Below are 22,934 nucleotides of genomic sequence, written 5' to 3'. Positions count from 1 at the left end.
GCCCGCATCCGGCTGTTTTCCCCCGGCAACGCGGGCCTTTTTTGCAGCTTTCGCGTAGACAAGTGTTTTCTTTTGTGCTACACTGGAACAACTTACTTTTTGAAACAGCGATTTTTTGATCTGACCATAAGGAGGGAGCAGCATGCAGCACTTATCCAAACGGGACAGCTTCTTTGTGGGCCTGACCCTGTTTTCCATGTTTTTCGGCGCCGGCAACCTGATCTTCCCGCCCTTTCTGGGCGCGCAGGCGGGCACCGACACCTGGCCGGCCATGGTGGGCTTTGCCATCAGCGCCATCGGCCTGCCCGTTCTGGGTGTGGTTGCGGTGGCCCAGTCCGGCGGGCTGCCGGTGCTGGCAGGCCGGGTGGGCAAAAAGTTTGCCTGGCTGTTCACTCTGCTGATCTATGTGTCCATCGGGCCGGGGCTTGCCATCCCCCGCACCGCCAGCACCTCCTTCGAGATGGCGGTTTCGCCCTTCTGGCCAAACGCTCCCCTCTGGGTGCTGTGCCTTTATTCCTTCGTATTCTTCGCGGTGGCCATGCTGGTGGCCTTCAAGCCGGAAAAGCTCACCGACCGGCTGGGCAAGGCGCTGGGGCCCATCCTGCTGGCGCTGATCTTCGTGATGGTGGTGGGCTGCTTTGTGAACGCCCCCGGCGGCTACGGTGTGCCCGGCGGCAACTACACCGGCAACGTGGTGGCCCAGGGCTTTGTGGACGGCTACCAGACCATGGACACCATCGCCGCTTTGAACTTCGGCATCATCATCGCCCTGAACATCCAGAACCGGGGCGTCACCGACGAAAAATCCGTGGTGCGGTATACCATCCGGGCGGGGTGGATCGCCGGCGCGGTGTTGCTGGTGGTGTATTCGGCGCTGGCCCACATCGGCGCGGTGAGCGGCGGCAGCTTTGAGAACTATTCCAACGGCGCGGGCGTGCTCACCAACCTGATGAGCTGGATGTACGGTCCGGCGGGCACCGCCCTGCTCGGCCTGATCTTCGTGATCGCCTGCCTGAACACCTGCATCGGCCTGTTCAGCTGCTGCAGCGAATACTTCAGCCTGCAGTGGCCCAAAATCCCCTACCGGGCCTGGGTGGTCATCTTCGCGGTGATCAGCTTCTTTGTTTCCATCGCCGGGCTGGACACCATTCTGGCCATCTCGGTGCCCATCCTGAGCGCCATCTACCCGGTGGCCATCGTGCTCATCGCGCTGGGTCTTGCCCACCGCATCACCGGCAAGGCACCTTTGTGCTATCCGGTGGCGGTGGCCTTCACCATTCTGGTAAGCGTGCCCTGCGCGCTGGTGCAGGCAAAGCTGCTGGGCGGCCCGGTGGCAGCCTTCTTCGCGGGCCTGCCCCTGTATGCCGAGGGCCTTTCCTGGCTGCTGCCCGCCGCATTGGGCGGCATTCTGGGCGCGCTGGCCAGCTGCCTGGGTCTGGGCCGCCGCCGCAAACTCTGATTTTCTCCTCTTTATGCATTTTCTCCCCAGCATGCACAAGGCCCCCGCAGGGCAGCGGCTGTACTGCCGCCCCGCGGGGGCCTTGTGTTGTTGAGAAGAGAATAGGAGAATATTACCGTTTTGCTTACCGCAGCAGTGCGGCCAGCGCCTTTGTGTCGGGCACGTCGCCCGCGCTCTTGCCGTAGTGCACATGGGTCAGGGTCAGATCCTGCTCCATCACGAACACCGCCGGCCTTTGCTTTGGCGATTTTCAGCATCGTGCCCGCATCCGCCAGCCCGGCCTGACTGGCCGCGGGCCGGATGTCCAGCTGCCGGTACATCCGGGCCTCGGGGTCACACACAATGTCGAAGGGCAGATCGCCCGGCTTCAGCTGGCCCGCCAGCTTTTTCGGGTCGGACTGCAGCACCACCAGCATCTGACCGCCGGTGGCCGCAATCTGCCCGTATTCCTTCGCATAGCGGTGAATGTCGTACTGGCACAGGGTGCAGCCGTAGTAGCGCAGGAACACCAGCGCGGTACGGCCGGTCACCCGCCGGGCGGTGTCGCTGAGGGCGACGCCCGCCGCGAACGGGGTGTCATAGGTAAAATCCGGCATTTTTTCGCCGGTCTGCAGTTTTGCCATGGGTCGCCTCGCTTTTGCTCAGGCGTTGAACACGTACTTGTCCAGCCGGTCGAAGGCCTCCTGCACCCGGCTCAGGGGAAGCGCCAGGTTCATGCGCAGGTGGCAGGGGCCGTGGAACATCTTGCCGTCCTGCACGGCCACGCCCACATCCCAGCAGGCCTGCTCCAGCTCCTCGATGGTCTTGCCGTGCTCGGCGCACCACTGGGTGCAGTCCACAAACAGCATGTAGGTGCCCTGCGGCTTGGAGACCTCCACGCCCTTGAAGTGCTCCCTGATGTAGTTGCAGGCGTAGTCCACGTTGCCGGTCAGGGTCTGGCACAGCTCGTCGGTCCACTCGTAGCCCTCGGGCTTGTAAGCGCCGATCAGGGCGTGCATGCTCAGCACGTTCATGTCGTTGTAGTGGGGCAGGCTGGATTCCTTCAGCACACGGTCCCGCAGCCACTTGTTGTAGATGATGTGGTAGCTGCCCACCAGACCGGCCAGATTGAAGGTCTTGCTGGGGGCGTACACCGCAACGGTGTTCTGGCGGGCCCACTCGTTCACCATCTGGGTGGGAATGTGCTTGTTGCCGGCCAGGATGATGTCGCTCCAGATCTCGTCAGAGATGACCTTCACGTCGTATTTCTCAAACAGGGCCATGGCCTTTTCCAGCTCCCAGCGCTCCCATACGCGGCCGCAGGGGTTGTGGGGAGAACAGAACACGGTGGCGTGAATGTTCTGGGTGCGGAGCTTCTCCTCCATGTCCTCATAATCCATGCGCCACACGCCGTTTTCGTCCTTCTTCATGGGGCTGAGCACCATGTCGTAGCCGTTGTTGGTCAGGCTCATGGTGAAGCCGATGTAGGTGGGCGACTGCAGCAGCACCTTGTCGCCCTTGGAGCACACCACGTTCAGCGCGCTGATCACGCCGCCCAGAACGCCGTTTTCGTAGCCGATGCACTCGCGGGTCAGGCCGGTCACGCCGTTGCGCTTTTCATGCCAGGCGATGATCTCGTTGAAATAATCGTCGGTGGCATCAAAGTAGCCATAGGCCGGGTGCTTGGCGCGCTCGATGATGGCTTCGGGAATGGTGGGTACGGTGGGGAAGTTCATATCCGCCACCCACATGGGAATGGCATCGAAGCCTTCCTTCGGTGCACCGGGAGCAAAGCCCGGTCGGCTGCCCAGGCCGTCCACTGCGATAGCGTCCTTGCCATGCCGGTCCATGATGGAAGTGAAATCGTATTTCATGATTGATTCGACCTTTCTTTATGATAAAATTCAATAAAACATGATATGTTTTGCCTGATTTTATTTTACTCCTCGGCCGCAGTGGCTTCAACGGCCTTGCGGGCGATCTCCTGCTGCTTGTTCAGCAGAGTTTCGCGGCTGACCGCGCCGGTCTTCAAGCGAACGGCGGCAACCACCACGCACAGAGCAATGATGCCCAGGCAGACGATCATATCCCGTACAGACAGATCCACAAAGAGGTTGTAGGCAACCACCAGCGCGCACACGCTGCCCAGCACACAGATCACATTGAACACCGGTGTGGGCATGTGGTATACACTGCTCTTCCACTGCTCGGGGTATTTTTTCACCAGACCGATCAGCGAGCAGTTCAGGTAGGCGTTCATCAGCATGGCAGGGATCATCACCAGCGATACAATAGCATCCAGCGAGAAGCCCAGAATGATGGGCAGGATGGAGATCAGGTAGAAGAAGCCCTGCACCACATAAGGATAGCAGCCCTTGGTGGTCTTTTTGAAGAAGGCGGGCATCCAGCCATCCTCAGCAACCTGGATGCAGGGGTAGCGCAGCATGGCGATGCCACTGGCAAGCGAAGTGGCGATGGCGAACACCGCGCCGCCCAGAATAAAGATCACATACAGCCAGTTGGGGAAGATTTCCTGCGCAACCAGCGCCAGGCTCTGGCCGGCCACATCTTCCACCAGCAGCACGCCGGCGGCAACCACGCCCATCAGGGCATACACGATACCAACGGTCAGGGTGATGAAGATGATGGCAACGGGAATGGTGCGGCGGGGTTTCTTGGTAACTTCCATCATGGAAACCGGTGCCATGGTGGTGCCCTGGCAGGCAAAGCTCATGATGGAGATGGCCTGGATAAAGCCGACGCCGCCGTTCAAAAAGAAGGTGTCGCCGTCGAAGAAGCCGGGCTTTACCTGTGGCAGACCGAACACCACGAACAGCCCGATGGCGACCAGCAGCACGATGGTCATGATGCTGGTAATCGTGGCAAGGAACTTGGAGCCCCGGATGGTGGCCGCAAAGAACAGGGTGATGATGGCCACGGCAATGAGCGTTTTATAAGGCAGGATGGCCGGAAATACCATGGAAGCATAATCCACAATGGCCATGCCGTACATTGCCATACCAATTCCGTTCACATAGGTAAAAATACCGCTCACACCGGTGAGCATGGGGCCGAACAGCATGGCCTTCATGTCGTAGTCGCCGCCGGGCAGCACAAACATGGAGCTCATCAGCGGCTGATACAGGTAGGCCAGCAGCATGTAAAAACAGCCGATCAGCACTGCCAGAAAGATGGAGTGGCCGGTGAATCCGATGCCCAGGCCCATCATCACGAAAATGCCGGAACCGATGGCACCGCCCACGTCCAGGCTGTAAATGTCAAACATTCCCAGTTTTTTGGTTTCCTTTTGCATACATGTTCTCCCTTCCTGAATTCTTTTCCCCTTCTGATCCGCGTCCACCAGCGATCGATCACTCCGGGCGGCGCTTCGCTTGTTTTTAAATCTGGCAAATTTGCGCAACTTTCATTAAGCCGCTTCATTCTTAAGCAACTTAATCATTCAGTTGCTTCAGGATAGTTCATTTCACACAGTTCGTCAAGAGGTTTTGTGGATTTTTCGCGCAATTATGCCCAATTCTGCGAATAAAACAAAAAGGGGCAGGCACTTTTGTAGCAACTGTACAACAGAATTCCTCCTTCTGTTCGCGTATAAAAACACCTCTGCACCTGTCTGCATCCCTGAAATCACTTTTTCTGTGCCGGTTTCGCTTTGCTCTGCGGTTACATTTCCTGCTTCATAATGCGTTTCCCTTCCGATGAAAAAATCCGGAAATTTTCAGTGATTCAGCGGCACAGGGCTGTTTTCCCTGTGCGGTCGTCCACACAAAAAAACGGGGTACTGCACAGCCCCGACCGACCGGAACCCATGCAGCACCCCATTGTGCCGTTTGCCGGATATGAAAACAACCTCCTCTGCCTGCGGAATAAAAAACAAAGGCACTTTGCGGAAACTTTCTCCGTCAAAGTGCCTTTGCTGCCCCTATTCTATTCCTGACCGGAAAGGAAGTCAACAATTAATTTACTAAATTATTAAGATAATTCAATAAAACGTTGAATGAAACAAAAATTCCGCACACAGCCTCCCCTTCCTCAGAAAAAATGACCACGCAAATTCTCTGGTGCCGAAGGCTTTGCCTCCTCTTCAAGGCGAACGATTTGCCCGGTCTGCGCCAAAAACAGGCGGACACGTCTGCCGCATCCGCCTGTGAATCGAAACAGCGCTTCTGTTCAGGTAAAATGTTCCCGGCTGCGGCGCACATCGTCGGCGTAGGCCTCGTTGATGCGCTTTTGCACCCGCAGATAGAGCGCCAGCTCCTCCTCGGTGAATTCCGCCATCCGGTCGAAGGTGCGCTGCTGGCAGTCGGCGCTGAAGGCGGAGTGGTCCCGATACAGCGCCTGCCCGCTCTCGGTCAGGCGCAGCATGTACTGGCGGTTGTTGGCGGTGTTGCGCAGCTGCTCCACCAGCCCCTTCTCCCGCAGCTTGCGCAGCGTCTGGGAGCAGGCGCTGGGCGTCTTGCGCAGCACCTTGGCCAGATCCGCGGCGGTGATGCCCGGATACAGGGCAATCAGGTCAATCATGTGGGCCTCCGCCTGATACAGCATGCACTCGCCGTAGCGGTGGGGCATGGCGTCGTATTCGCACATCAGGTCATAGGCTTCGTTCTGCAGGTTCCACACCTGGTTCAGCAATTCGCCGCGCTTTTGTTCCACAACCGTTTCCTCCGCCTTTCGTTTTTTTGCCGCCGGGCGGCTTCATGGCTGCCCGGTCAGGTCCCGCACCACCTTGCCGGCGATGATCAGGCCCGCGGCCCCCGGCACAAAGCTCACGCTGCCGGGGGTCTGCTTTTTGGGGTTGCCTGCCCGAACCGCCGCGCCCGGCACCTCCGCCGGGCCGTCCAGCTGCTTCGGGGTGAGGGCGGGTTCGGTGGAATACACCACCGGAATGTTTTTGTACCCTCTTGCCCGGCACTCCCGGCGCATCACCCGGGCCAGCGGGCAGGCTGTGGTCTTTTCGAGGGTGGTCAGCTCCAGCAGCTCCGGATGCAGCTTGTTGCCGGTGCCCATGCTGGAAATCACCGGCACCCCGGCGGCCAGCGCCCGGCCGATGATCTCCAGCTTGGCGGTCACGGTGTCCACCGCGTCCACCACATAGCTGGCCCCTTCAAAGGAAATCTGATCGGCGGTGTCCGGCATATAGAACAGCGCCACCGGCTCCACCCGGCAGTCCGGGTTGATGGCCCGGATGCGCTGGGCGGCCACCTCCACCTTGCTGCGGCCCACCGTGTCGGTGAGGGCGATCAGCTGGCGGTTGCGGTTGGATTCGGCAATGGTGTCGTCGTCCACCAGCGTAAGCCGGCCGACGCCGGCGCGGGCAAGGGCCTCGGCCACATAGCCGCCCACGCCCCCCACGCCGAACAGGATCACATGGGCGGCGTGCAGGGCGTTCACGCCCTCCTCGCCCAGCAGAAGGGCAGTGCGCCGTTCAAAGGGTGCGATGCTCATGGGTGTTGGTTCTCCTTTTGGGTTCATGCGTTTCGGCCACGGGGGCCGGGCCGCGCTCAGCGGTCAAAGGTCATTTCCAGGGTGGTGTTCCAGCTCTCGCCGGCGGCCAGCGCCGCGGCGCAGGGCTTTTCGTTCCAGTCGCCGCCGAAGGTCTCGGTGTCCGGCAGGCTGTGCCAGGGCTCGATGCACACAAAGTGCAGGTTCGGGTTGCCGGGCGCGCTCCAGATCAGGGTGTAGGCAAAGCCCTCCAGACCAACGGTGATGCGGCGGCCGGTGTCCTTCTCCACCACGCTCAGGGTCTTGGCGGTCAGCTGGCTCATGCAGGTGGAGTCATGGTCGAACATCCGGTCGTCCAGTGCGATCACATCGCTGTTCTCCATCATCACCCGGGTCTCGCCGGTGACCAGGCCGCTGGTGGCGCCGGTCTCGATGACCACCGGGGTCTGGGGCGCGTCAAAGCGCAGCTCGTAGTCGGTGGTGGTGTGTTTGTCGTCGAAGGGCAGCGCGAAGCCGGGATGGAAGCCGAAGCCGAAGCGCAGCTCTCTGTCGCCGGTGTTGGTCACGGTGATGGTCTGGCGCAGGGTGCGGCCGTCCAGCACGAAGGCGCTTTCCAGCGCAAAGTCCCGGGGCAGCTTTTTGCGGGTCTCCTCATTGGCGCGCAGCACAAAGCGCATGGCGCCGTTTTCCGCGCCCACAAACTCGTGCTCGAAGTCCCGGCCAAAGCCGTGCTGGCCGCCCTCCCAGGTCTGGCCGTCCAGGGTGTAGTGGCCGCCGTTCAGCTTGCCGCAGTAGGGGAACAGGATGGGCGCGCGGCGGGGCCACACATCCTTCTGGCCGTCCCACATCATCTCGGCGCCGGTGGCCTTGTCCACCACGCTCACCAGCTCGGCACCCTTGGTCTCCACGGTCACGGTCAAAAATTCATTTTCGATGGTATGTCGCATAAAAACGCTACCCCTTTCCTTTTATAAAAGACGTTACCTAAAGTATAGTACACCCGGGCCAAAATTCCAAGAGTATCACGGCACACCGGTGCGGAATAGGGTAGGTGCAAGGCGGGCGCTTCCCGGCCCGCACCCGATCCGCTGAACGAACGAAAGGAGTTTTGCCTCATGATGAACGGCTGCCTTCTGGTCCAGAGCTACGCCGCCCGCCAGAGCGCCCCGGTCCCCGGCGTGACCGTGACGATACGCGGCGAGGGCCATGCGCCTGTGACCCTGACCACCGATGAAACCGGCACCGCGCCGGTGATTCAGCTGCCCGCGCCGGACAAGGCGCTCAGTCTGGACGAAGCCAACACCCAGCAGCCCTACAGCCTGTGGGACGTGACCGCAGAAAAGGTGGGCTACCAGACCGTGACCATGCAGGGGGTGCAGGTGTTCGCCTGCCAGACCGCCCTGATTCTGCTGGAGATGCTGCCCGCCCAGCGGCTGGGCGCGCCCCAGCCAAAGCCGGAGAGCTTCGACATTCCGCCCCATTCCCTCTACCGGCCCCAGGGGCCCTCCAGCGTGGCCCCGGCCCAAAACTGCCCGGCCCCGCTGGTGCTGGCCACCCCCATCGTGCCCACCACCATCACGGTGCATCTGGGCAAGCCCAAGGAAAGCGCCCGCAATGTAACGGTGAGCTTCCGGCATTACATCGCCAACGTGGCCTCCAGCGAGGTCTACCCCACCTGGCCGGGCGTGACCAAACCCACAAATTTATTTTTCACTCCAGCAAAAACTCATCCCTGTTTTTTGGCGAATATTGCATCTTTATAGAGATCAAAGTTCATTGACACTGGAATTTGTTTTTTGTATCATAAAAGCAGACGGAGGTGATTCCCTTGATGCTAAAATCTCTCACCGTGGGTGGTTTCAAAAATCTGCGCACGACCAGGCTGCGTTTTGATCATCCCTCCATCGCGGTGATCTCCCCAAACAACTACGGAAAGAGTAACCTTCTGGAGGCGCTTGATTTCGCCACCGATTTTATTTCCGCCAGCCCCAAGCAGCGCGCCAACATGATGAGCTGGGTCGATGCCATTCCATTAACCCCGGAGCTGGCCAACGAGCCCTTCTCCTTCGAAATGGAACTGGATGCACCGGAACTGGGCGAATACCGCTTTATTCATTACGGTTTTTCCTTCTTATGGTATCGGGATGATAAGGCCGGCCAGCAAATCGTTGACGAAACGCTGGAAATGCGCCCCACCGAAAGTGTGCGTTATACCAGCTATTTAAAACGCTCCCTGGGCAAATACCGGAAAGGCAAGTCCACCAATGCGTTCCGCAGCATTGTTCTGGAGCCTTCGGTTCTGGCTTTGGACCTTCTCTTTTCTGTGGACGATCTGGAATACGGCCCAGCCGTTCAATGCATCCGCCAGTTTGAATACCGGGTATGCAGCACGCTGGATGTACGCAACCAGTTTCAGCCCATTCCGTTTCGCATTGCAGACGAAGACGACTCTCATATTCGTTTTGACGATGAAGACATTTCCCGCGCGCTGTACCAGCTGCGGGAGCTGTATCCGGACCGGTATCTTGCCTTTGAGGATGCGGTGTATTCCCTGTTTCCGGAGTTCACCTCCATTCACATCCACGCCCATGAACTTTCCCTTTCCGCAAACGACCGCAGTCTGTTTTCCATGGTCGAAAATGCGCAGGCAAACCCGGTCCCCTTCCATTTAAAAGACAAGGTCTATCGCGTCACACTCACCAGTGAATATCTGAACCAGCCGGTCAATCTTTCTGCGATGTCCACCGGAACCAAACGGATCTTCTGGCTGCTGACCAATATTTTTATCGCAAGCTGTAATCAGGTTTCCTGCATTGGTGTGGAGGAACTGGAAACCAGTATCCATCCCCGCATGCTGAAAGAGCTGCTGGAAATCATATCTGACACTTTGGAACAGACCTGTCTGATCATTTCCAGCCATTCTCCCTACCTTGTTCAGTATCTGAAACCGGACCAACTGTATGCAGGCGGGTGCCCGCAGCCCGGAATTGCACAGTTTTTCCAGATTTCTCCCGGCAAGGTCAAAAAACTCATTGCCGCCGCCCGTGTTTACGGCTTGTCCGTAGGGGAATATCTGTTCGAACTGATGTGCGGCCCTGAATCCTCCATGAACCTGCTGCGCAACTATCTGGAGGATGTGTGATGGATCAGGGATTTGAACAGGGCTTTGCCCTGATTATGGAAGCGGATACGGAGTACCAGTTTTATCAGGCGCTGTTTCTCCATTACGGCAGAAAGCACCCGGAATGCAGCATTGAGTGCTTAAACGACCCCGTCACCTTTGAGCCCTATTATATTGTTCACGGTTCCTTTGGAAAGCGCATTGTGCGTTTGAACGCCGTGGGAACCATCACACAGATTCACAACTCTGCAAGCTGGTTTTCCAATCGCTGCCTTTCCGGTCACCCGCAGGCAAAAAACTGGACGGTTTTTCTTTGCTATGATATGGACGATTATTCCAGCGATGTGAGCAAATTTTACGAGGGTGACTGGGCGCAATTCCGCCGCCAGCGCGGATATAGAGGATATTTTTCTGTTGGATCTGGATGGGATCAGTCGATACATGGAGCTGTCTCAGCCCCTGACCTCTGCCGACATCCCTTCCGGCCGAAAGGGGGCCGCCCGGCTCAAGCGCCTGTTCGCAGCCCAGCGCAGCAAACATGCGACCCGCAAAGCCTACCACAAGGGGGAACGCTCCCGCGCTCTGATTGACTGTCTGGATCTGGATCGAATCATCACACAAAATCTGCTCCCTCTTTTTCAGCTGGAACAGATTTTTCTGTGATACAAGTTGCAGTTAATGCCTTTCAAAAGTGAAACTCATTTTTATTTTGGCGTTTTTTTCACCCGTTTTAAAAATGAGTTTCACTTTTTTTGCATCTTAAAAAAGCGCCTTTTGTTAGCCGGCGTGACATAAGAAAACAACGCCGGAAAAGGGCTGTTTTTGCGGAATTGCAGCGTCAAAGCCCCTTGACAACCACCAAGGGTGCCTGCGGGTCTTTTCCTTGCACTCCCATCAAAATCAGCTCTTTTCCGGTGCTGTGCAGTTCTGCCCCAGGATTTTGGATGCAGAAAGTGCGAAAAGGGGCGGCGCAAGCCTTGATGGCTTGCCCGCCCCTTTGAACATTTTGTGCGCCAAAATCCTACGGCAGAACCGTCGTTTTCTTGTGCCACACCGGCTTTAGTCGGCGTTTTTCAAACAACGGATTTTTTCCTGAAATGTGATATACTAACCTTAACGTAACATCCCCCCAAGACCGCGGCCAACGCCGCAAGGAGACTATTCTTATGTGCACAAGCATCGCTTTTTCCGCACCCTATCCGCTGTTCGGCCGCAATCTGGATCTGGAAACGCCCTTCGGCCAGCAGGTGGTGGCAACGCCCCGCTCCTTCGCCTTCCACTTCCACCGCCGCCCGGCGATGGCCCACCATCTGGCCATGATCGGCATGGCCACCGTGGCCGGGGGCGTGCCCCTGTACGCCGAGGCCATGAACGAGGCCGGGCTGTACATGGCCGGGCTGAACTTCCCCGGCAACGCCTACTACACTCCCGCCGAACAGGCCGCGCCGGACGCGGTGGCCCCCTATGAGCTGATCCCGCTGGTGCTGGGCAGCTGCCGCACCCTGAAGGAAGCCCGCGCCATGCTGGAGGGCATCGACCTGCTGGGCATCCCCTTCGCGCCGGGCTACCCCCTGGCCCCGCTGCACTGGCACATTGCCGACGGCACCGGCGCGCTGGTGCTGGAGGTCACCGCCGAGGGCTCCCGCCTTTACGAGGACCCGGTGGGCGTGCTCACCAACAACCCGCCCTTCCCGGTGCAGCTGGCCAACCTGACCGGCTACCAGACCCTTTCCGCCGCGCCGCCGGAAAACCGCTTTGCCCCCGGCGTTCCCCTCACCCCCTACGGGCAGGGCATGGGCGCCATCGGCCTGCCGGGCGACTGCTCCCCCATGGGGCGGTTCGTGCGGGCGGCCTTCCTGAAATGCAACTCGGTGCACGCCGCCGGTGACGACGCGGTGAACCAGTTCTTCCACATTCTGGACGCGGTGGCCATGGTGCGGGGCAGCGTGATCACCCCGGAGGGCAAGCCGGACCTGACCCTTTACTCCTGCTGTGCCGACCCGGCCCGGGGCGTCTACTACTTCAAGACCTACGACAACAGCCGCATCCACGCGGTAAGCCTGCTGCGGGCCCCGCTGGAGGCCAACACCCTGTGCTGCTGGCCGCTGCCCGGCGGCCACGGCTTCGAAGCCCTGAACTGAACGCATCCCCTTTCCCCCTGACCTTCGGGTCAGGGGGATTTTTTCTGCCTGTTCCGGCTTTTTTTGCGCAGAATCCAAAACCGTTGTTTGGCAAACCGTTTTGCGCCCCCATTCAGCGTATGATGAATACAGGTCGAAGGCGATGCGCCTTGCCGGTTTTCCCTTTCCTGCAAACGCTGTGCGCTGCTGCAAACGGGCAAGCAGGCCCGGGTTCTCCCGCTTTTTGTACCATCCATTTTCTTTTTACCGCCGGGACGGGCCCTGCCCCCCGGCACAGGAGGTATTTTTTATGTATTACAGCAACGGCAACTACGAAGCGTTTGCCCGCCCCCGCACCCCGAAAAAGGCCGAGGGCAAATCCGCCTGGCTGGTGGGCGGCGGCCTTGCCAGCCTTTCGGCGGCGGCCTTCCTCATCCGGGACGGCGGCATCCCCGGCGAGCGCATCCACATTTTAGAGGAATCGCCCCTGCCCGGCGGCGCCTGCGACGGCATTCTGGACCCCCAGCTGGGGTTCGTGATCCGGGGCGGCCGGGAGATGGAGGACCACTACGAGTGCCTGTGGGATCTGTACCGGTCCATCCCCTCGCTGGAGGTGGAAAACGCCAGCGTGCTGGATGAATTCTACTGGCTCAACAAGGATGACCCCAACTTCTCGCTGAACCGGGCCACCCTGAACCAGGGCGAAAGCGCCGAGACCGGCAACCGCTTCGGGCTGAGCGACGCGGCGGCACTGGAGCTGATGGCCCTCTTCTTCGCAAAGGACGAGGACCTTTACAACAAGACCATCGACGAGGTGTTCAGCGACGAGTTCTACGCCTCCAACTTCTGGCTTTACTGGCAGACCATGTTCGCCTTTGAAAAATGGCACTCGGCGCTGGAGATGAAGCTGTATCTGCACCGGTTTCTGCACCACATCGGCGGCCTGCCCGATCTTTCCGCCCTCAAATTCACCCGCTTCAACCAGTACGAATCGCTGATTCTGCCGCTGGTGGAATACCTGAAAAAGGAGGGCATGCAGTTTGAATACGGCATCAAGGTGACCAACGTGCTGTTCCACTTTTTGCCCGGCAAAAAGGTGGCCCACCGGCTGGAATTTGTCCAGAACGGCCAGCCCCGCAGCCGGGAGCTGGACGAAAACGATCTGGTGTTCGTGACCAACGGCTCCTGCACCGAGGGCGCGGCCCTTGGCTCCAACGACGAAGCACCCCGCCTGACCGTAGAGAACGGCCAGGGCAGCAGCTGGGAGCTGTGGAAGAATCTGGCGGTGCAGAACCCCGCCTTCGGCAACCCCGGCGCCTTCTGCTCCGACATTCAGGCCACCAAATGGGAATCCGCCACCGTCACCCTGCTGGACGACCGCATCGCCTCCTATGTGCAGAAGATCTGCCACCGGGATCCCTATTCCGGGCGGGTGGTGACCGGCGGCATCGTGACCGCAAAGGACTCCGCCTGGCTGATGAGCTGGACCTTCAACCGGCAGCCCCACTTCAAGGCCCAGCCGGCCGGCCAGCTGGTGGGCTGGATCTACGGCCTTTCCCCCGATGAACCCGGCGACTATGTGGGCAAGCCCATGGCGGAATGCACCGGCGCCGAGATCTGCATGGAGTGGCTGTACCATCTGGGCGTGCCCGAGAACGAGATCGAGCTGCTGGCCCGTGAGGCCGCCTCCACCGTTCCCTGCATGATGCCCTATGTGACCGCCTTCTTCATGCCCCGCGCCGCAGGCGACCGGCCCCAGGTGGTGCCGGAGGGCTGCGTGAACTTCGCCTTCCTTGGCCAGTTTGCCGAGACCCGGCGCGACACCATCTTCACCACCGAATACTCGGTGCGCACCGCCATGGAGGCGGTCTACACCCTGCTGGACGTGGAGCGGGGCGTGCCCGAGGTGTTCGGCTCCGCCTACGACCTGCGGTGCCTGCTGAACGCCACCCACTACCTGCTGGATGGCCGCAAGCTCACCGACATGAAGCTGCCCCTGCCCTATAAGCTGGCCCTGCACGCCGGGCTGGACAAGTTCCGGGGCACCGTGCTGGAGGAGCTGCTGGCCCGCTACCAGCTGATCTGACCCCAAAGCGGGCCCGGCACCCCGCCGGGCCCGCCGCCCCCCCACACATCCACCCAATTCAGGAGGAATCATCCATGAAAGAAACCAATTACACCGATTTTCGACCCCACACCGGCGCGGACTACATGAACGACGGCCCGCCCCGGGCGGAATTCGCCCCCGAAAGCGAGCCGGCCTTTGTGCCGGTGAACGGCAAAAGCGGCCTGCTGGCCGGCGCCGCGCTGGTGGGGGTGGGGCTGTTCTCCATTCTGGCCCCGGGGGCGGCGGGCGGTGGACTGACCCCTCGCCGGGCCATCCCCACACTTATAGAACACACAAACAGAGAACGCCTTTCCGAACTTCGGGAAGGCGTTCTTTTTTGTCTGCACTTTTTCGTTGCCGCAGGCGCCTTTCTCCACCATGCCCTCACAGCCCCCTGCCGTGCCCGCCAGCGGGTGCAGGCCCGCAGGCAGGGGCCCTGCTCTACTCGAAGCCTGAATCGCGGCCCAGGGGGCCCTGCAGCCCGCGGCAGAGAATGCCGGTATCCCCACAAAAAAAGCCCCCGGCTGTATGGGCGCGGGGGCGTCTGCTCTGTATGCTATTCCTCGTTGGGGTCCGGCTCGTGGTCGGTGATGGGCATCTGCACCAGCAGCTCGAAGCGGCTCTTCTCGAACTTCAAAAGCCCCTCGTCCCGCATCTTGCACAGCTCGTTGGACATGGCGCTCCGATCCACAAACAGAAAATCCGCCAGATCCTGCCGGTTCAGCGGGATCACAAAGGTGCGGCTGCCCGCCTTGTGGTACTGGGCGCTCAGGTAGTCCTGCAGGCGCTCGCGGGTGGTGCGGCGGATGCTGTCCTCCAGCTTTTTGGTCAGCCGCTGGGCCTTCTGGGCCACCGCCAGCGTCAGGTTCTGCACAAAGCGGATCTGCCCCGGGTCAGTGAGCCGGTTGGCCCGCAGCAGCCTGTCCACCCGGAAAAACAGCAGCTCGGCGGCGCTGGCCGCGGTGATGGTGCTGTGCAGCCGGTAGCCGCCCACCGCGTTCAATTCGCCCAGCGTGTCGCCGGGGCCCAGCACGTCCATCAGGTTGCTGTTGCCCGCCGCGTCCGCGTGGGTCAGGTGCAGGTTGCCGGAAAGGATCAGCGCCACCTCCTCCAGCGGGTCGCCGTCCTGCCCGATCACCGCCCGCCGGGCATAGCCTGCCCGCCGGGCCGAAACCGCCTCCAGTGCGCTTCGAATCTCCTCATCGGTCATGTTGCGGAACAGAATGCAGCGCCGCAGCTCCTCCAGCTCCACTCCCAGCCGTTGTTCCATGGTTTGTTCGGTCTCCATACCGGTCGCTCCTTTTTGTACATCCCCTGCCGGTTTTCCATACCAGCCAATCGAACCCTGTTTCAAATTGTTCTGTTTCATCCTTATTATACTCCCTGTACGGCGGGCTGCAAGAGCACCCGCGCTGTGTTTCAGGCTCAACGAAGCGGCGGGCCGTTTTCGGCCCGCCGTTTGTGTGTATGATGGCCTGTTATGCCTCGCTGCCGGTCAGGCTGCGCAGCTCCTCCATGGCCTCGGTGTGCCGGCTGGTGGTGGAGCCGGGGTTGCGCCGCAGCACCCGGGCCGCCCGAAGATACATATCGTCGGTGCGCCGGTGCATGGCCGACAGCTCCTGCTGGATGACCTTCTGCTCCGGCCCGGTAAGGCCCGGATGCAGCCTGCCCTCCCGGCGCAGCTGCTCCAGCTGGCGGCTCATCTGCCACAGCATTTTGCGGCGGCGTTCCCGGGCGGCTTCCAGCCGCAGGCTGATCGCCCCGGCGGCCTGCTCGCCCTCCCTGCGCAGGCCGTTCAGCGCCTGCCGGACGTCCTGCTCCCAGAACACGCCCGCAATTTCCAGCCGGCGTTCCAGCCGGGCAATCTGGCGGCGGCTGGCGCTCAGCTGCTCCAGCAGCCGGCGCAGATCCAGCGCCTCCCGGGTGGACACTGCCACATCGGCCGCAAAGGCCAGTGCCAGCGCACCGGCCAGCATGGCTGCCGCCGGGCCGCTCAGGGCGGTGATGATGCCTGCCAGCGGCGGCTGAATGCCCCGCAGCAGCAGCACCGAGAACAGCCCCCAGCACAGGGAAGCCATCAGGCAGATATACCCGTTCAGGTTCCATTTTTCATTGGTGTAATCCCAGTAGCGCACATGGAACATCTGCTCCATGGCCCAGCCGGTGGCGTATTCCAGCGCGGTTGCCCAGAACATGCCGCTGAAAAACAGCAGCGGCAGGCTGCCCGCCACCGGGGCGCACAGGGCCAGAATGGCCACCGCGCCGAACCCGTAGATGGGGATCACCGGCCCGTGCAGAAAGCCCCGGTTCACCCAGTGCTTCTGACGCACCGAAACATACCCGCTCTCCCAGACCCAGCCCAGAAACCCGTAACTGAAAAACAGCAGCACCCATTGGGGAAGTGTGTAAAGTCCCAACATCATATTGCTTCATCCTTCCATGCGGCCCGGCCGTCTCGCCGGGTCCATGGTCTTATTGTACTGCCCGGGGGCTTTTATTGCGGTTGGCTGCACAACGGACCGGCTCTTTCGCACATTTTTTGCGCATTTTTCCGCCCGGGGGCTTCATAGGATGATACGGCGGCAGCTGCCGCGAAAACCATCGAACGGGAGGAATGCACATGGCGTCCATTCACTACATTCTGGAGGAGCATTTCCGCGCCAAAGGCGACCTGGAGCGGGCCCAGACGGTGCGCCGGCTGGCCGAGGCCCTGCAGGAGGGCAGCCCCCGCCCGCCAAAGCAGGAGCCGGAGCAATGACGCGGGCGGCGCTCTACTGCCGGCTGAGCCGGGAGGACGAGGGGCTGGAAGGCACAGCGGAGAGCGAAAGCATCCAGAACCAGCGCTCCATGCTGCTGGCCTGGGCCGACCGGCTGGGCTGTGCGGTGCAGGGGATCTACTGCGACGAGGACTACTCCGGCGCGGATCGGGATCGCCCGGCCTTTAACCGGATGATCGCCGCCGCCCGCGCGGGGCAGATCGACGTGATTCTGGCCAAAAGCCAGTCCCGCTTTACCCGGGACATGGAGCTGGTGGAAAAATACCTGCACGGTCTGTTCCCCCTGTGGGGTGTGCGGTTTCTGGCGCTGGTGGATCATGTGGACACCGCCGACCCCGCCGGCAAGAAAAGCCGCCAGATCTATGGCTTGATGAACGAGTGGTATCTGGAGGATCTTTCCGCCAACGTGCGGGCGGTGCTCACCCACAAGCGGCGGCAGGGGTGCAGCATCGCCAGCGGCGCGCTCTACGGCTACCGGAAGGACCCGGCCTGCAGGGGGCATCTTTTGCCGGACGAAGCCGCCGCGCCGGTGGTGGTGCGCATCTTTGCCCTTGCCCTTTCCGGCCTGGGGTGCGCGGCCATCGCCCGGCGTTTGAACGCCGAGGGCATCCCCTCCCCCGCCGCCGCGAAGGCGCTGGCGCAGGGCAAAGCCCCCGGGCCCGGGCTCTGGAGCAAGGCCACGGTTCACCGGATGCTCACCAACCGCACCTACGCGGGGGATCTGGTGCAGGGCCGGGTGGAGCGGATCAGCTGGCGGAGCAGCAAAACCCGCCGCCTGCCCGAAGAGCGGTGGATCGTGGCCCCCGCCAGCCAGCCGCCGCTGGTGAGCCGGGCGGTATTCGACCGGGTGCAGGCGCTGCTTGCCGCCCGGGCCCGCTCGGGCAAACCGGGCGCGCCCCACCCGCTGGCGGGGCTGGTGGTGTGCGGCCTGTGCGGCCATTTAATGGAACAGACCCGCTCCGGCTACCGGCCCAAAAACGGCCTGCCCACCCGGTATTTTCGCTGCCGCACCGCCCGCCGGAGCCCCGCGGCCTGCTGCGGCCAGCCCTATCTGCCCCTTGCGGAGCTGGAAAAGCTGATTGCCGGGCGGATAAACGCCCTGTTCGAGGCCGCGGCCAGCCTGCCTCCGCCCCCGGCCAAGGCCCCGCCGCCCGGTGCGGGGGCCGGGCAGCGGCTGCGGCAGGCGCTGGCAAGGCTCTATCAGGACAAAGCCGCCGGGCTGCTGGAGGAAGAAGAATTTTCCGCTTTGCGCACCGAGCTGCTGGCCCGGCTGCGGCTGACGGAAGCCCCGCAGCCTTCCCCGGAGAATTCCCGGTTCCCGCCCGATGCACCGCCCGACCCTCTCCCGCCCGGCCGGGAGCTGGCGGCGGCGCTGATCGAAAAAATCGTGGTCTGGCCGCCGGATGAAACCGGCAACCGGCGGCTGGAAGTGTTCTGGCGGGTATAGCCGCGGGGCTGGGCACGCCCCCCTGGCCGGAGCAGGCCCTGCGGGCCAACATCCACGCCCAGATCAGCCTGGCCATGAACCGCATTTTCACCGAGTGGTACCCCAGCCGGGGCTACACCTTCAACATCACCAACTCCACCAGCTACGACCAGTACTATGTGCACAGGCGCAACATCTTTGAGGTGATGGAAAAGCTCACCGACGACATCTTCAACACCTATGTGCGCCGTCAGGGTACCATCGAGCCCTACTACACCGAATACTGCGACGGCAAGTCCGTCACCTGCAAGGGCATGAAGCAGTGGGGCACGGTGGATCGGGCCAACGAGGGCAAGAACGCGCTGCAGATTCTGAAATACTACTACGGCAACGACATCGAGATCGTGCGCACCAACAACCTGCAGGACATTCCGGAAAGCTACCCCGGCACCCCGCTGCGTAAGGGCGACACCGGCCAGAACGTGCGCATCATCCAGCGGCAGCTCACCCGCATCGCCAAGGACTACCCCTTCTTCGGCAACCCGGGCACCGACGGGGTGTTCGGCGCGGCCACCGAGTCCACGGTGAAGGCCTTCCAGAAGCAGTTCAGCCTGACGGTGGACGGCGTGGTGGGCCGGGCCACCTGGTACAAAATCAGCTACATTTATGTATCGGTGAAGGATCTGGCGGAATTGACCAGCGAGGGCGAAAAGCCCACCGGCGAGAGCAATGTGAACGGCAGCACCTACCCGGGCACCGCTTTGCAGATCGGCAGCACCGGCACCGGGGTGGAGCGCATCCAGTTCTGGCTGAACGCTCTGGCCGAGTTTGACCCCGCTCTGCCCTCCCTCTCGGTGGACGGCATCTACGGCAATGCCACCGCCAATGCGGTGCGGGCCTTCCAGCGGGAGAACGGCCTCACCGTGGACGGCGTGGTGGGCCCCGCCACCTGGGAGGCCATTGCCGCCGCCTACAACAGCCTGGAAAGCGACATTCAGGAGCAGCCCAGCGGCTACCCGGGCACGCCGCTGCGGCAGGGCGATAAGGGCGACAGCGTGCGCCTTTTGCAGTTCTACCTGCGCATGGTCGCCTCCAACTTCTCGTCCGTTCCCACCATCACGGTGGACGGCATCTTCGGCGCGGCCACCACCAGCGCGGTAAAGGCCTTCCAGAAGGAATTCGGCCTGACGCAGGACGGCGTGGTGGGCCCGGCCACCTGGCAGAAGCTGTATGAGGTGTACGGCGATGTGGCCGACGGCCTGCTCGCCCCCAATCAGCGCCCCGGCACCTACCCGGGCACCCCCCTCAAGCAGGGCAGCACCGGCAAGGCGGTGCGGGAGGCCCAGTTCTACCTGAAGCTGCTGGCGGTCTACTTCCCCACCCTGCCCACCGTGACCATCGACGGCATCTTCGGCCCGGCCACCACCGCGGCGGTGAAGGCCTTCCAGACCATGTTCGGCCTGACGGCGGACGGCATCATCGGCCCCGCCACCTGGCAGGCGCTGTATGAACAGGCCCAGCGGCTGCGCTCGGCCGACGGGCTGCTGGCCGCCTTCAACCTGCTGCCCTGGCCCGGCTTCGAGCTGATGATGGGCGCCGAGGGGCCTTCGGTGGCCTTCGTGCAGTTCCTGCTGCGCTACATCAGCTATTTTTACGACACCGTGCAGGATCCGGGCAGGATCGACGGCATCTTCGGCCAGAGCACGTTGGATTCCCTGCACAGCTGGCAGATGGAATTTGGCCAGCCGGAAACCGACGCCGTGGACGAATTCATCTGGAACGCGCTGGAGGCCACCTTCCTGAGCCTTGCCGCCGGGGTGCCGGATTCCACAGTACCCACCGGAGTGCCGGAGTATCCGGGCTATGTGATGGCCCGGGGCAGCGCGGGCGGGGCGGTAAGCTCGCTGCAGCAGGCCATGAACGGCATCGCCCAGCTGTACTGCGTGGCGGATTTTGTGCCGAACGACGGCGTTTACGGCGAAGAGACCCAGAATGCGGTGGTCGCCTTCCAGCAGGGGCTGGGCCTGCCGCCCACCGGCGCGGTGGACCGCAACACCTGGGATGCGATCTTCGCGCTTTTGTACCCGCCCATTCCCGAAACCTGAACCCATTTCATCAACGAAAGGAGCGTTCCCCATGCCCAAGATCCATGTGTACGACGCCTATTCCAACAAGATGATCACCTACAATCTGGGCGAAAACGACACCATGCCCTATTCCTACGGCACCACCATGAAGGTGAAGGAGTTCCGGGGCAGCAGCCAGAGCCCCACCCTCTGGACCACCACCGCCGCCATGGAGGCCTGGAACCTGACCCGCCGCAGCTACGGCAAGGGCATCCACATCGGCTACGCCTTCAAGCGCATCTGGGAGGGCGGCCACGGCACCCGCAGCCAGCACTATGCAGGCGTTGCCTTTGACGTGGGCCAGGGGCAGGGCTCCAGCGCCCGCAACGCCATCTGGAAGGCGGCCAAAAACACCGGGGCCTGGGGCTATGTGGAGCCCCAGGACATGACCCCCACCTGGGTGCACTTTGACCGGCGCTACGGCAAGCCCGCCTGCAGCGGCACCACCGCCGGCTACCCCACCGTGCGCCGGGGCTGCGTGAACACCTATGTGCTCATTCTGCAGGACGCGCTGAACGCCCTGGGCTATTCCACCCGCACGCTGGACGGCAAGTTCGGCCCCAACACCGAAAACGCCCTGAAGGCCTACCAGCGCCAGAGCGGCCTGACGGCGGACGGCATCTGCGGCTGCAACACATGGAAAAAGATCACCGCCGCCTCGGTGGGCATCGGCCGCACCAAGACCGTGATCGACTGACCGCCAGCTTTTCAAAAACCGGGTTCCCCTTTTTCGGGGAGCCCGGCTTTTTTTGTAAACTTTTCGTTCCCGTTTCATGACAAAATCAATCAAAATATGGACTTTTGCGCCCATTTGCTTATAATAAAGAGTAAGACTGTTTTCCCGGGCCGCTTTGGGGCCCGCAGAGGGGGCTTACCGGTATGATCCGCAAAAACCAGCGTTTGCTTAATATTGTGAACTGCCTGCTGGACATCTTCCTCATCGCTCTGGCGTATCTGCTGGCGGTGTGGCTCTGGCTGGGCGTTTACCGCGATAATCTGCTCAACCCGGCGGTGGTGCTGCTGCAAAACGGCGCAATTTTTCCCGCCCTGCTCTACGGCGTGTTCATGGCCGCCATCTACTACGCCTTCAAGCTCTACGGCTCCTTCCGGTTTTCCACCCTGCTGGACGAGACCATCGCCCTGTTAAAGGCGAATCTGCTGGGCCTTTTGCTCATTGGCATGACGCTGTATCTCACCCGGGCGGTGGATTTCTCCCGCGGGGTGCTGGTGCTGTTTTACGTGTTCTCCACCGGGCTTGTGGTGCTCAAGCGGGTCACGGTGCGGCATTTCCTGCGCCATTTCCGGATGCTGGGCTACAACCTGAAGCATGTTCTGATTGTGGGCAACGGCCGGCTGGCCTTTGAATATGTGGATTCGCTGCGCCGCAACCCCCAGTATGGCTACAATGTGCTGGGCTATGTGGCCGCCAGCGAAAAGCAGGGCCTGGGCCAGCATCTGGGCCGCTACGAGGATCTGCCGGATCTTCTGGCCGGCCCCGCGGTGGACGAGGTGATCGTGGCGCTGGAGCCCCACGAGACCCAGTTCATGAACACCATCATCGCCTCCTGCGAAAAGCAGGGCGCCAAGATCCGCATCATCCCCTTCTACAACGACTACATTCCCAGCCGCCCCACCGTGGATGTGATCGGCTCGGTAAAGCTGATCAGCATCCGCACCATCCCGCTGGACAACATGCTCAACGCGGCCTTGAAGCGCGGCATGGACATTGTGGGCAGCCTTGTGCTGATCGTGCTCACCAGCCCCATCATGCTGATTGCGGCCATCGGGGTGAAGCTGTCCAGCCCGGGGCCGATCCTGTTCCGCCAGCAGCGGGTTGGCCTGAACAAGAAGCTGTTCACCATGTACAAGTTCCGCAGCATGCGGGTGAACGCCAGCCAGGACACCGGCTGGAGCCAGAATTCCGACCCCCGCAAAACCTGGTTCGGCAGCCTGATCCGCAAGTGCAGCATCGACGAGCTGCCCCAGTTCTTCAACGTGCTCAAGGGCGACATGAGCCTGATCGGCCCCCGGCCGGAAATCCCCCACTTTGTGGAGCAGTTCAAGGAGACGGTGCCCCTTTACATGGTGAAGCATCAGGTGCGGCCGGGCATCACCGGCTGGGCTCAGGTGAAGGGCTTCCGGGGCGATACCTCCATCGAGGGGCGCATCCAGTGCGACATCTGGTATATTGAAAACTGGTCCATCTTTCTGGACATCAAGATTCTGTTCATGACCATCTTCGGCGGGCTGTTCAACAAGGAAAAGCTGGAGCCCGCCCACGCTGCCCAGCCCCCCGAAAACGAACAGGCCGGGGCGGAGCCGCCACAGGAGAAAACCGAATAAAAAGCGCCGGGCCGGT

Annotated in this window: 20 protein-coding genes; 11 read left to right on the top strand and 9 right to left on the bottom strand. The window is 61.5% G+C overall.

Annotation, left to right across the window (positions count from 1 at the left end; all coding sequences use genetic code 11):
* Positions 1-142 precede the first annotated feature (142 nt).
* On the top strand, positions 143-1,459 hold the full coding sequence (brnQ, locus tag EDD77_RS00420) for a branched-chain amino acid transport system II carrier protein (protein WP_058964102.1): 1,317 nt from the start codon (positions 143-145) through the stop codon (positions 1,457-1,459).
* A gap of 11 nt (positions 1,460-1,470) precedes the next feature.
* Here the strand turns inward: brnQ and EDD77_RS00415 are convergent, their stop codons facing one another.
* The 6 genes from EDD77_RS00415 to EDD77_RS00390 form a co-directional block, all read right to left on the bottom strand.
* Positions 1,471-2,082: a redoxin domain-containing protein gene (locus tag EDD77_RS00415; protein ID WP_058964101.1), complete on the bottom strand. Its 612-nt coding sequence runs from the start codon at positions 2,080-2,082 to the stop codon at positions 1,471-1,473.
* An 18-nt stretch (positions 2,083-2,100) separates the two neighbouring features.
* Positions 2,101-3,312, bottom strand: coding sequence for a MalY/PatB family protein (locus EDD77_RS00410; protein ID WP_058964100.1), 1,212 nt, complete (start codon positions 3,310-3,312; stop codon positions 2,101-2,103).
* Positions 3,313-3,377: 65 nt separating this feature from the next.
* The gene (locus EDD77_RS00405) at positions 3,378-4,751 is read right to left on the bottom strand and encodes an APC family permease (RefSeq protein WP_058964099.1); all 1,374 of its coding nucleotides are present in this window, start codon (positions 4,749-4,751) and stop codon (positions 3,378-3,380) included.
* Positions 4,752-5,626: 875 nt separating this feature from the next.
* Positions 5,627-6,109 (bottom strand): MarR family winged helix-turn-helix transcriptional regulator, encoded by a 483-nt coding sequence (locus EDD77_RS00400; RefSeq protein WP_058964098.1) that lies wholly within the window; start codon positions 6,107-6,109, stop codon positions 5,627-5,629.
* 42 nt (positions 6,110-6,151) lie between these two features.
* Positions 6,152-6,901 (bottom strand): tRNA threonylcarbamoyladenosine dehydratase, encoded by a 750-nt coding sequence (locus EDD77_RS00395; RefSeq protein ID WP_058964097.1) that lies wholly within the window; start codon positions 6,899-6,901, stop codon positions 6,152-6,154.
* A gap of 56 nt (positions 6,902-6,957) precedes the next feature.
* Positions 6,958-7,845 (bottom strand): aldose 1-epimerase family protein, encoded by an 888-nt coding sequence (locus EDD77_RS00390; RefSeq protein ID WP_058964096.1) that lies wholly within the window; start codon positions 7,843-7,845, stop codon positions 6,958-6,960.
* A 168-nt stretch (positions 7,846-8,013) separates the two neighbouring features.
* Here EDD77_RS00390 and EDD77_RS00385 point away from each other — a divergent pair, with 168 nt between their 5' ends.
* The 5 genes from EDD77_RS00385 (at position 8,014) to EDD77_RS00365 (ending at position 14,225) form a co-directional block, all read left to right on the top strand.
* Positions 8,014-8,661, top strand: coding sequence for a carboxypeptidase-like regulatory domain-containing protein (locus tag EDD77_RS00385; protein WP_058964095.1), 648 nt, complete (start codon positions 8,014-8,016; stop codon positions 8,659-8,661).
* Between the two features lie 68 nt (positions 8,662-8,729).
* Entirely contained in the window at positions 8,730-10,040 is a 1,311-nt protein-coding gene (locus EDD77_RS00380) for an AAA family ATPase (protein WP_058964094.1), read from the top strand.
* Between the two features lie 342 nt (positions 10,041-10,382).
* Positions 10,383-10,682 (top strand): hypothetical protein, encoded by a 300-nt coding sequence (locus tag EDD77_RS00375; protein WP_058964093.1) that lies wholly within the window; start codon positions 10,383-10,385, stop codon positions 10,680-10,682.
* Positions 10,683-11,185: 503 nt separating this feature from the next.
* Positions 11,186-12,160 (top strand): choloylglycine hydrolase, encoded by a 975-nt coding sequence (bsh, locus tag EDD77_RS00370; RefSeq protein WP_058964092.1) that lies wholly within the window; start codon positions 11,186-11,188, stop codon positions 12,158-12,160.
* A gap of 289 nt (positions 12,161-12,449) precedes the next feature.
* Complete coding sequence (locus EDD77_RS00365; protein ID WP_058964091.1) at positions 12,450-14,225, top strand: oleate hydratase; 1,776 nt, start codon at positions 12,450-12,452, stop codon at positions 14,223-14,225.
* 68 nt (positions 14,226-14,293) lie between these two features.
* On the opposite strand, the gene EDD77_RS00360 is transcribed toward EDD77_RS00365, so the two are convergent.
* From EDD77_RS00360 to EDD77_RS00350, 3 genes are all read right to left on the bottom strand, one after another.
* Positions 14,294-14,626 (bottom strand): hypothetical protein, encoded by a 333-nt coding sequence (locus EDD77_RS00360; RefSeq protein WP_058964090.1) that lies wholly within the window; start codon positions 14,624-14,626, stop codon positions 14,294-14,296.
* A gap of 176 nt (positions 14,627-14,802) precedes the next feature.
* Complete coding sequence (locus EDD77_RS00355) at positions 14,803-15,534, bottom strand: Crp/Fnr family transcriptional regulator (RefSeq protein WP_058964089.1); 732 nt, start codon at positions 15,532-15,534, stop codon at positions 14,803-14,805.
* 190 nt (positions 15,535-15,724) lie between these two features.
* Complete coding sequence (locus EDD77_RS00350; protein WP_058964088.1) at positions 15,725-16,669, bottom strand: putative ABC transporter permease; 945 nt, start codon at positions 16,667-16,669, stop codon at positions 15,725-15,727.
* Between the two features lie 197 nt (positions 16,670-16,866).
* Here EDD77_RS00350 and EDD77_RS17930 point away from each other — a divergent pair, with 197 nt between their 5' ends.
* The 5 genes from EDD77_RS17930 to EDD77_RS00330 all read left to right on the top strand — a co-directional run bounded on the left by EDD77_RS17930 (position 16,867) and on the right by EDD77_RS00330 (position 22,918).
* Positions 16,867-17,004: a hypothetical protein gene (locus tag EDD77_RS17930; protein ID WP_172733296.1), complete on the top strand. Its 138-nt coding sequence runs from the start codon at positions 16,867-16,869 to the stop codon at positions 17,002-17,004.
* Positions 17,001-18,470: a recombinase family protein gene (locus EDD77_RS00345; RefSeq protein ID WP_132587270.1), complete on the top strand. Its 1,470-nt coding sequence runs from the start codon at positions 17,001-17,003 to the stop codon at positions 18,468-18,470. Before EDD77_RS17930 ends, EDD77_RS00345 begins: the two co-directional genes overlap by 4 nt.
* 74 nt (positions 18,471-18,544) lie before the next feature.
* Positions 18,545-20,554 (top strand): peptidoglycan-binding protein, encoded by a 2,010-nt coding sequence (locus EDD77_RS18630; RefSeq protein ID WP_082669576.1) that lies wholly within the window; start codon positions 18,545-18,547, stop codon positions 20,552-20,554.
* A gap of 31 nt (positions 20,555-20,585) precedes the next feature.
* Positions 20,586-21,272: a peptidoglycan-binding domain-containing protein gene (locus EDD77_RS18625; RefSeq protein ID WP_058964084.1), complete on the top strand. Its 687-nt coding sequence runs from the start codon at positions 20,586-20,588 to the stop codon at positions 21,270-21,272.
* Between the two features lie 182 nt (positions 21,273-21,454).
* Positions 21,455-22,918 carry an undecaprenyl-phosphate glucose phosphotransferase gene (locus EDD77_RS00330; protein WP_058964083.1) on the top strand — a complete coding sequence of 488 codons (1,464 nt, stop codon included), beginning with the start codon at positions 21,455-21,457 and terminating at the stop codon, positions 22,916-22,918.
* The last annotated feature ends 16 nt before the right edge of the window (positions 22,919-22,934 follow it).

It is taken from the genome of Allofournierella massiliensis (assembly GCF_004345265.1).
GTDB classification, from domain to species: Bacteria; Bacillota; Clostridia; order Oscillospirales; family Ruminococcaceae; genus Allofournierella; species Allofournierella massiliensis.
Note: the sequence above shows the minus strand (reverse complement) of the source record. Positions and strands in the feature narration are given on the sequence as shown.

Excerpts from the sequence above, each read along its gene's own strand:
- brnQ (WP_058964102.1), top strand. The coding sequence starts at position 143 with ATGCAGCACTTATCCAAACGGGACAGCTTCTTTGTGGGCCTGACCCTG.
- EDD77_RS00415 (WP_058964101.1), bottom strand. The coding sequence starts at position 2,082 with ATGGCAAAACTGCAGACCGGCGAAAAAATGCCGGATTTTACCTATGAC.
- EDD77_RS00410 (WP_058964100.1), bottom strand. The coding sequence starts at position 3,312 with ATGAAATACGATTTCACTTCCATCATGGACCGGCATGGCAAGGACGCT.
- EDD77_RS00405 (WP_058964099.1), bottom strand. The coding sequence starts at position 4,751 with ATGCAAAAGGAAACCAAAAAACTGGGAATGTTTGACATTTACAGCCTG.
- EDD77_RS00395 (WP_058964097.1), bottom strand. The coding sequence starts at position 6,901 with ATGAGCATCGCACCCTTTGAACGGCGCACTGCCCTTCTGCTGGGCGAG.
- EDD77_RS00390 (WP_058964096.1), bottom strand. The coding sequence starts at position 7,845 with ATGCGACATACCATCGAAAATGAATTTTTGACCGTGACCGTGGAGACC.
- EDD77_RS00385 (WP_058964095.1), top strand. The coding sequence starts at position 8,014 with ATGATGAACGGCTGCCTTCTGGTCCAGAGCTACGCCGCCCGCCAGAGC.
- EDD77_RS00380 (WP_058964094.1), top strand. The coding sequence starts at position 8,730 with ATGCTAAAATCTCTCACCGTGGGTGGTTTCAAAAATCTGCGCACGACC.
- bsh (WP_058964092.1), top strand. The coding sequence starts at position 11,186 with ATGTGCACAAGCATCGCTTTTTCCGCACCCTATCCGCTGTTCGGCCGC.
- EDD77_RS00365 (WP_058964091.1), top strand. The coding sequence starts at position 12,450 with ATGTATTACAGCAACGGCAACTACGAAGCGTTTGCCCGCCCCCGCACC.
- EDD77_RS00360 (WP_058964090.1), bottom strand. The coding sequence starts at position 14,626 with ATGGTGGAGAAAGGCGCCTGCGGCAACGAAAAAGTGCAGACAAAAAAG.
- EDD77_RS00355 (WP_058964089.1), bottom strand. The coding sequence starts at position 15,534 with ATGGAGACCGAACAAACCATGGAACAACGGCTGGGAGTGGAGCTGGAG.
- EDD77_RS00350 (WP_058964088.1), bottom strand. The coding sequence starts at position 16,669 with ATGATGTTGGGACTTTACACACTTCCCCAATGGGTGCTGCTGTTTTTC.
- EDD77_RS17930 (WP_172733296.1), top strand. The coding sequence starts at position 16,867 with ATGGCGTCCATTCACTACATTCTGGAGGAGCATTTCCGCGCCAAAGGC.
- EDD77_RS00345 (WP_132587270.1), top strand. The coding sequence starts at position 17,001 with ATGACGCGGGCGGCGCTCTACTGCCGGCTGAGCCGGGAGGACGAGGGG.
- EDD77_RS18630 (WP_082669576.1), top strand. The coding sequence starts at position 18,545 with ATGAACCGCATTTTCACCGAGTGGTACCCCAGCCGGGGCTACACCTTC.
- EDD77_RS18625 (WP_058964084.1), top strand. The coding sequence starts at position 20,586 with ATGCCCAAGATCCATGTGTACGACGCCTATTCCAACAAGATGATCACC.
- EDD77_RS00330 (WP_058964083.1), top strand. The coding sequence starts at position 21,455 with ATGATCCGCAAAAACCAGCGTTTGCTTAATATTGTGAACTGCCTGCTG.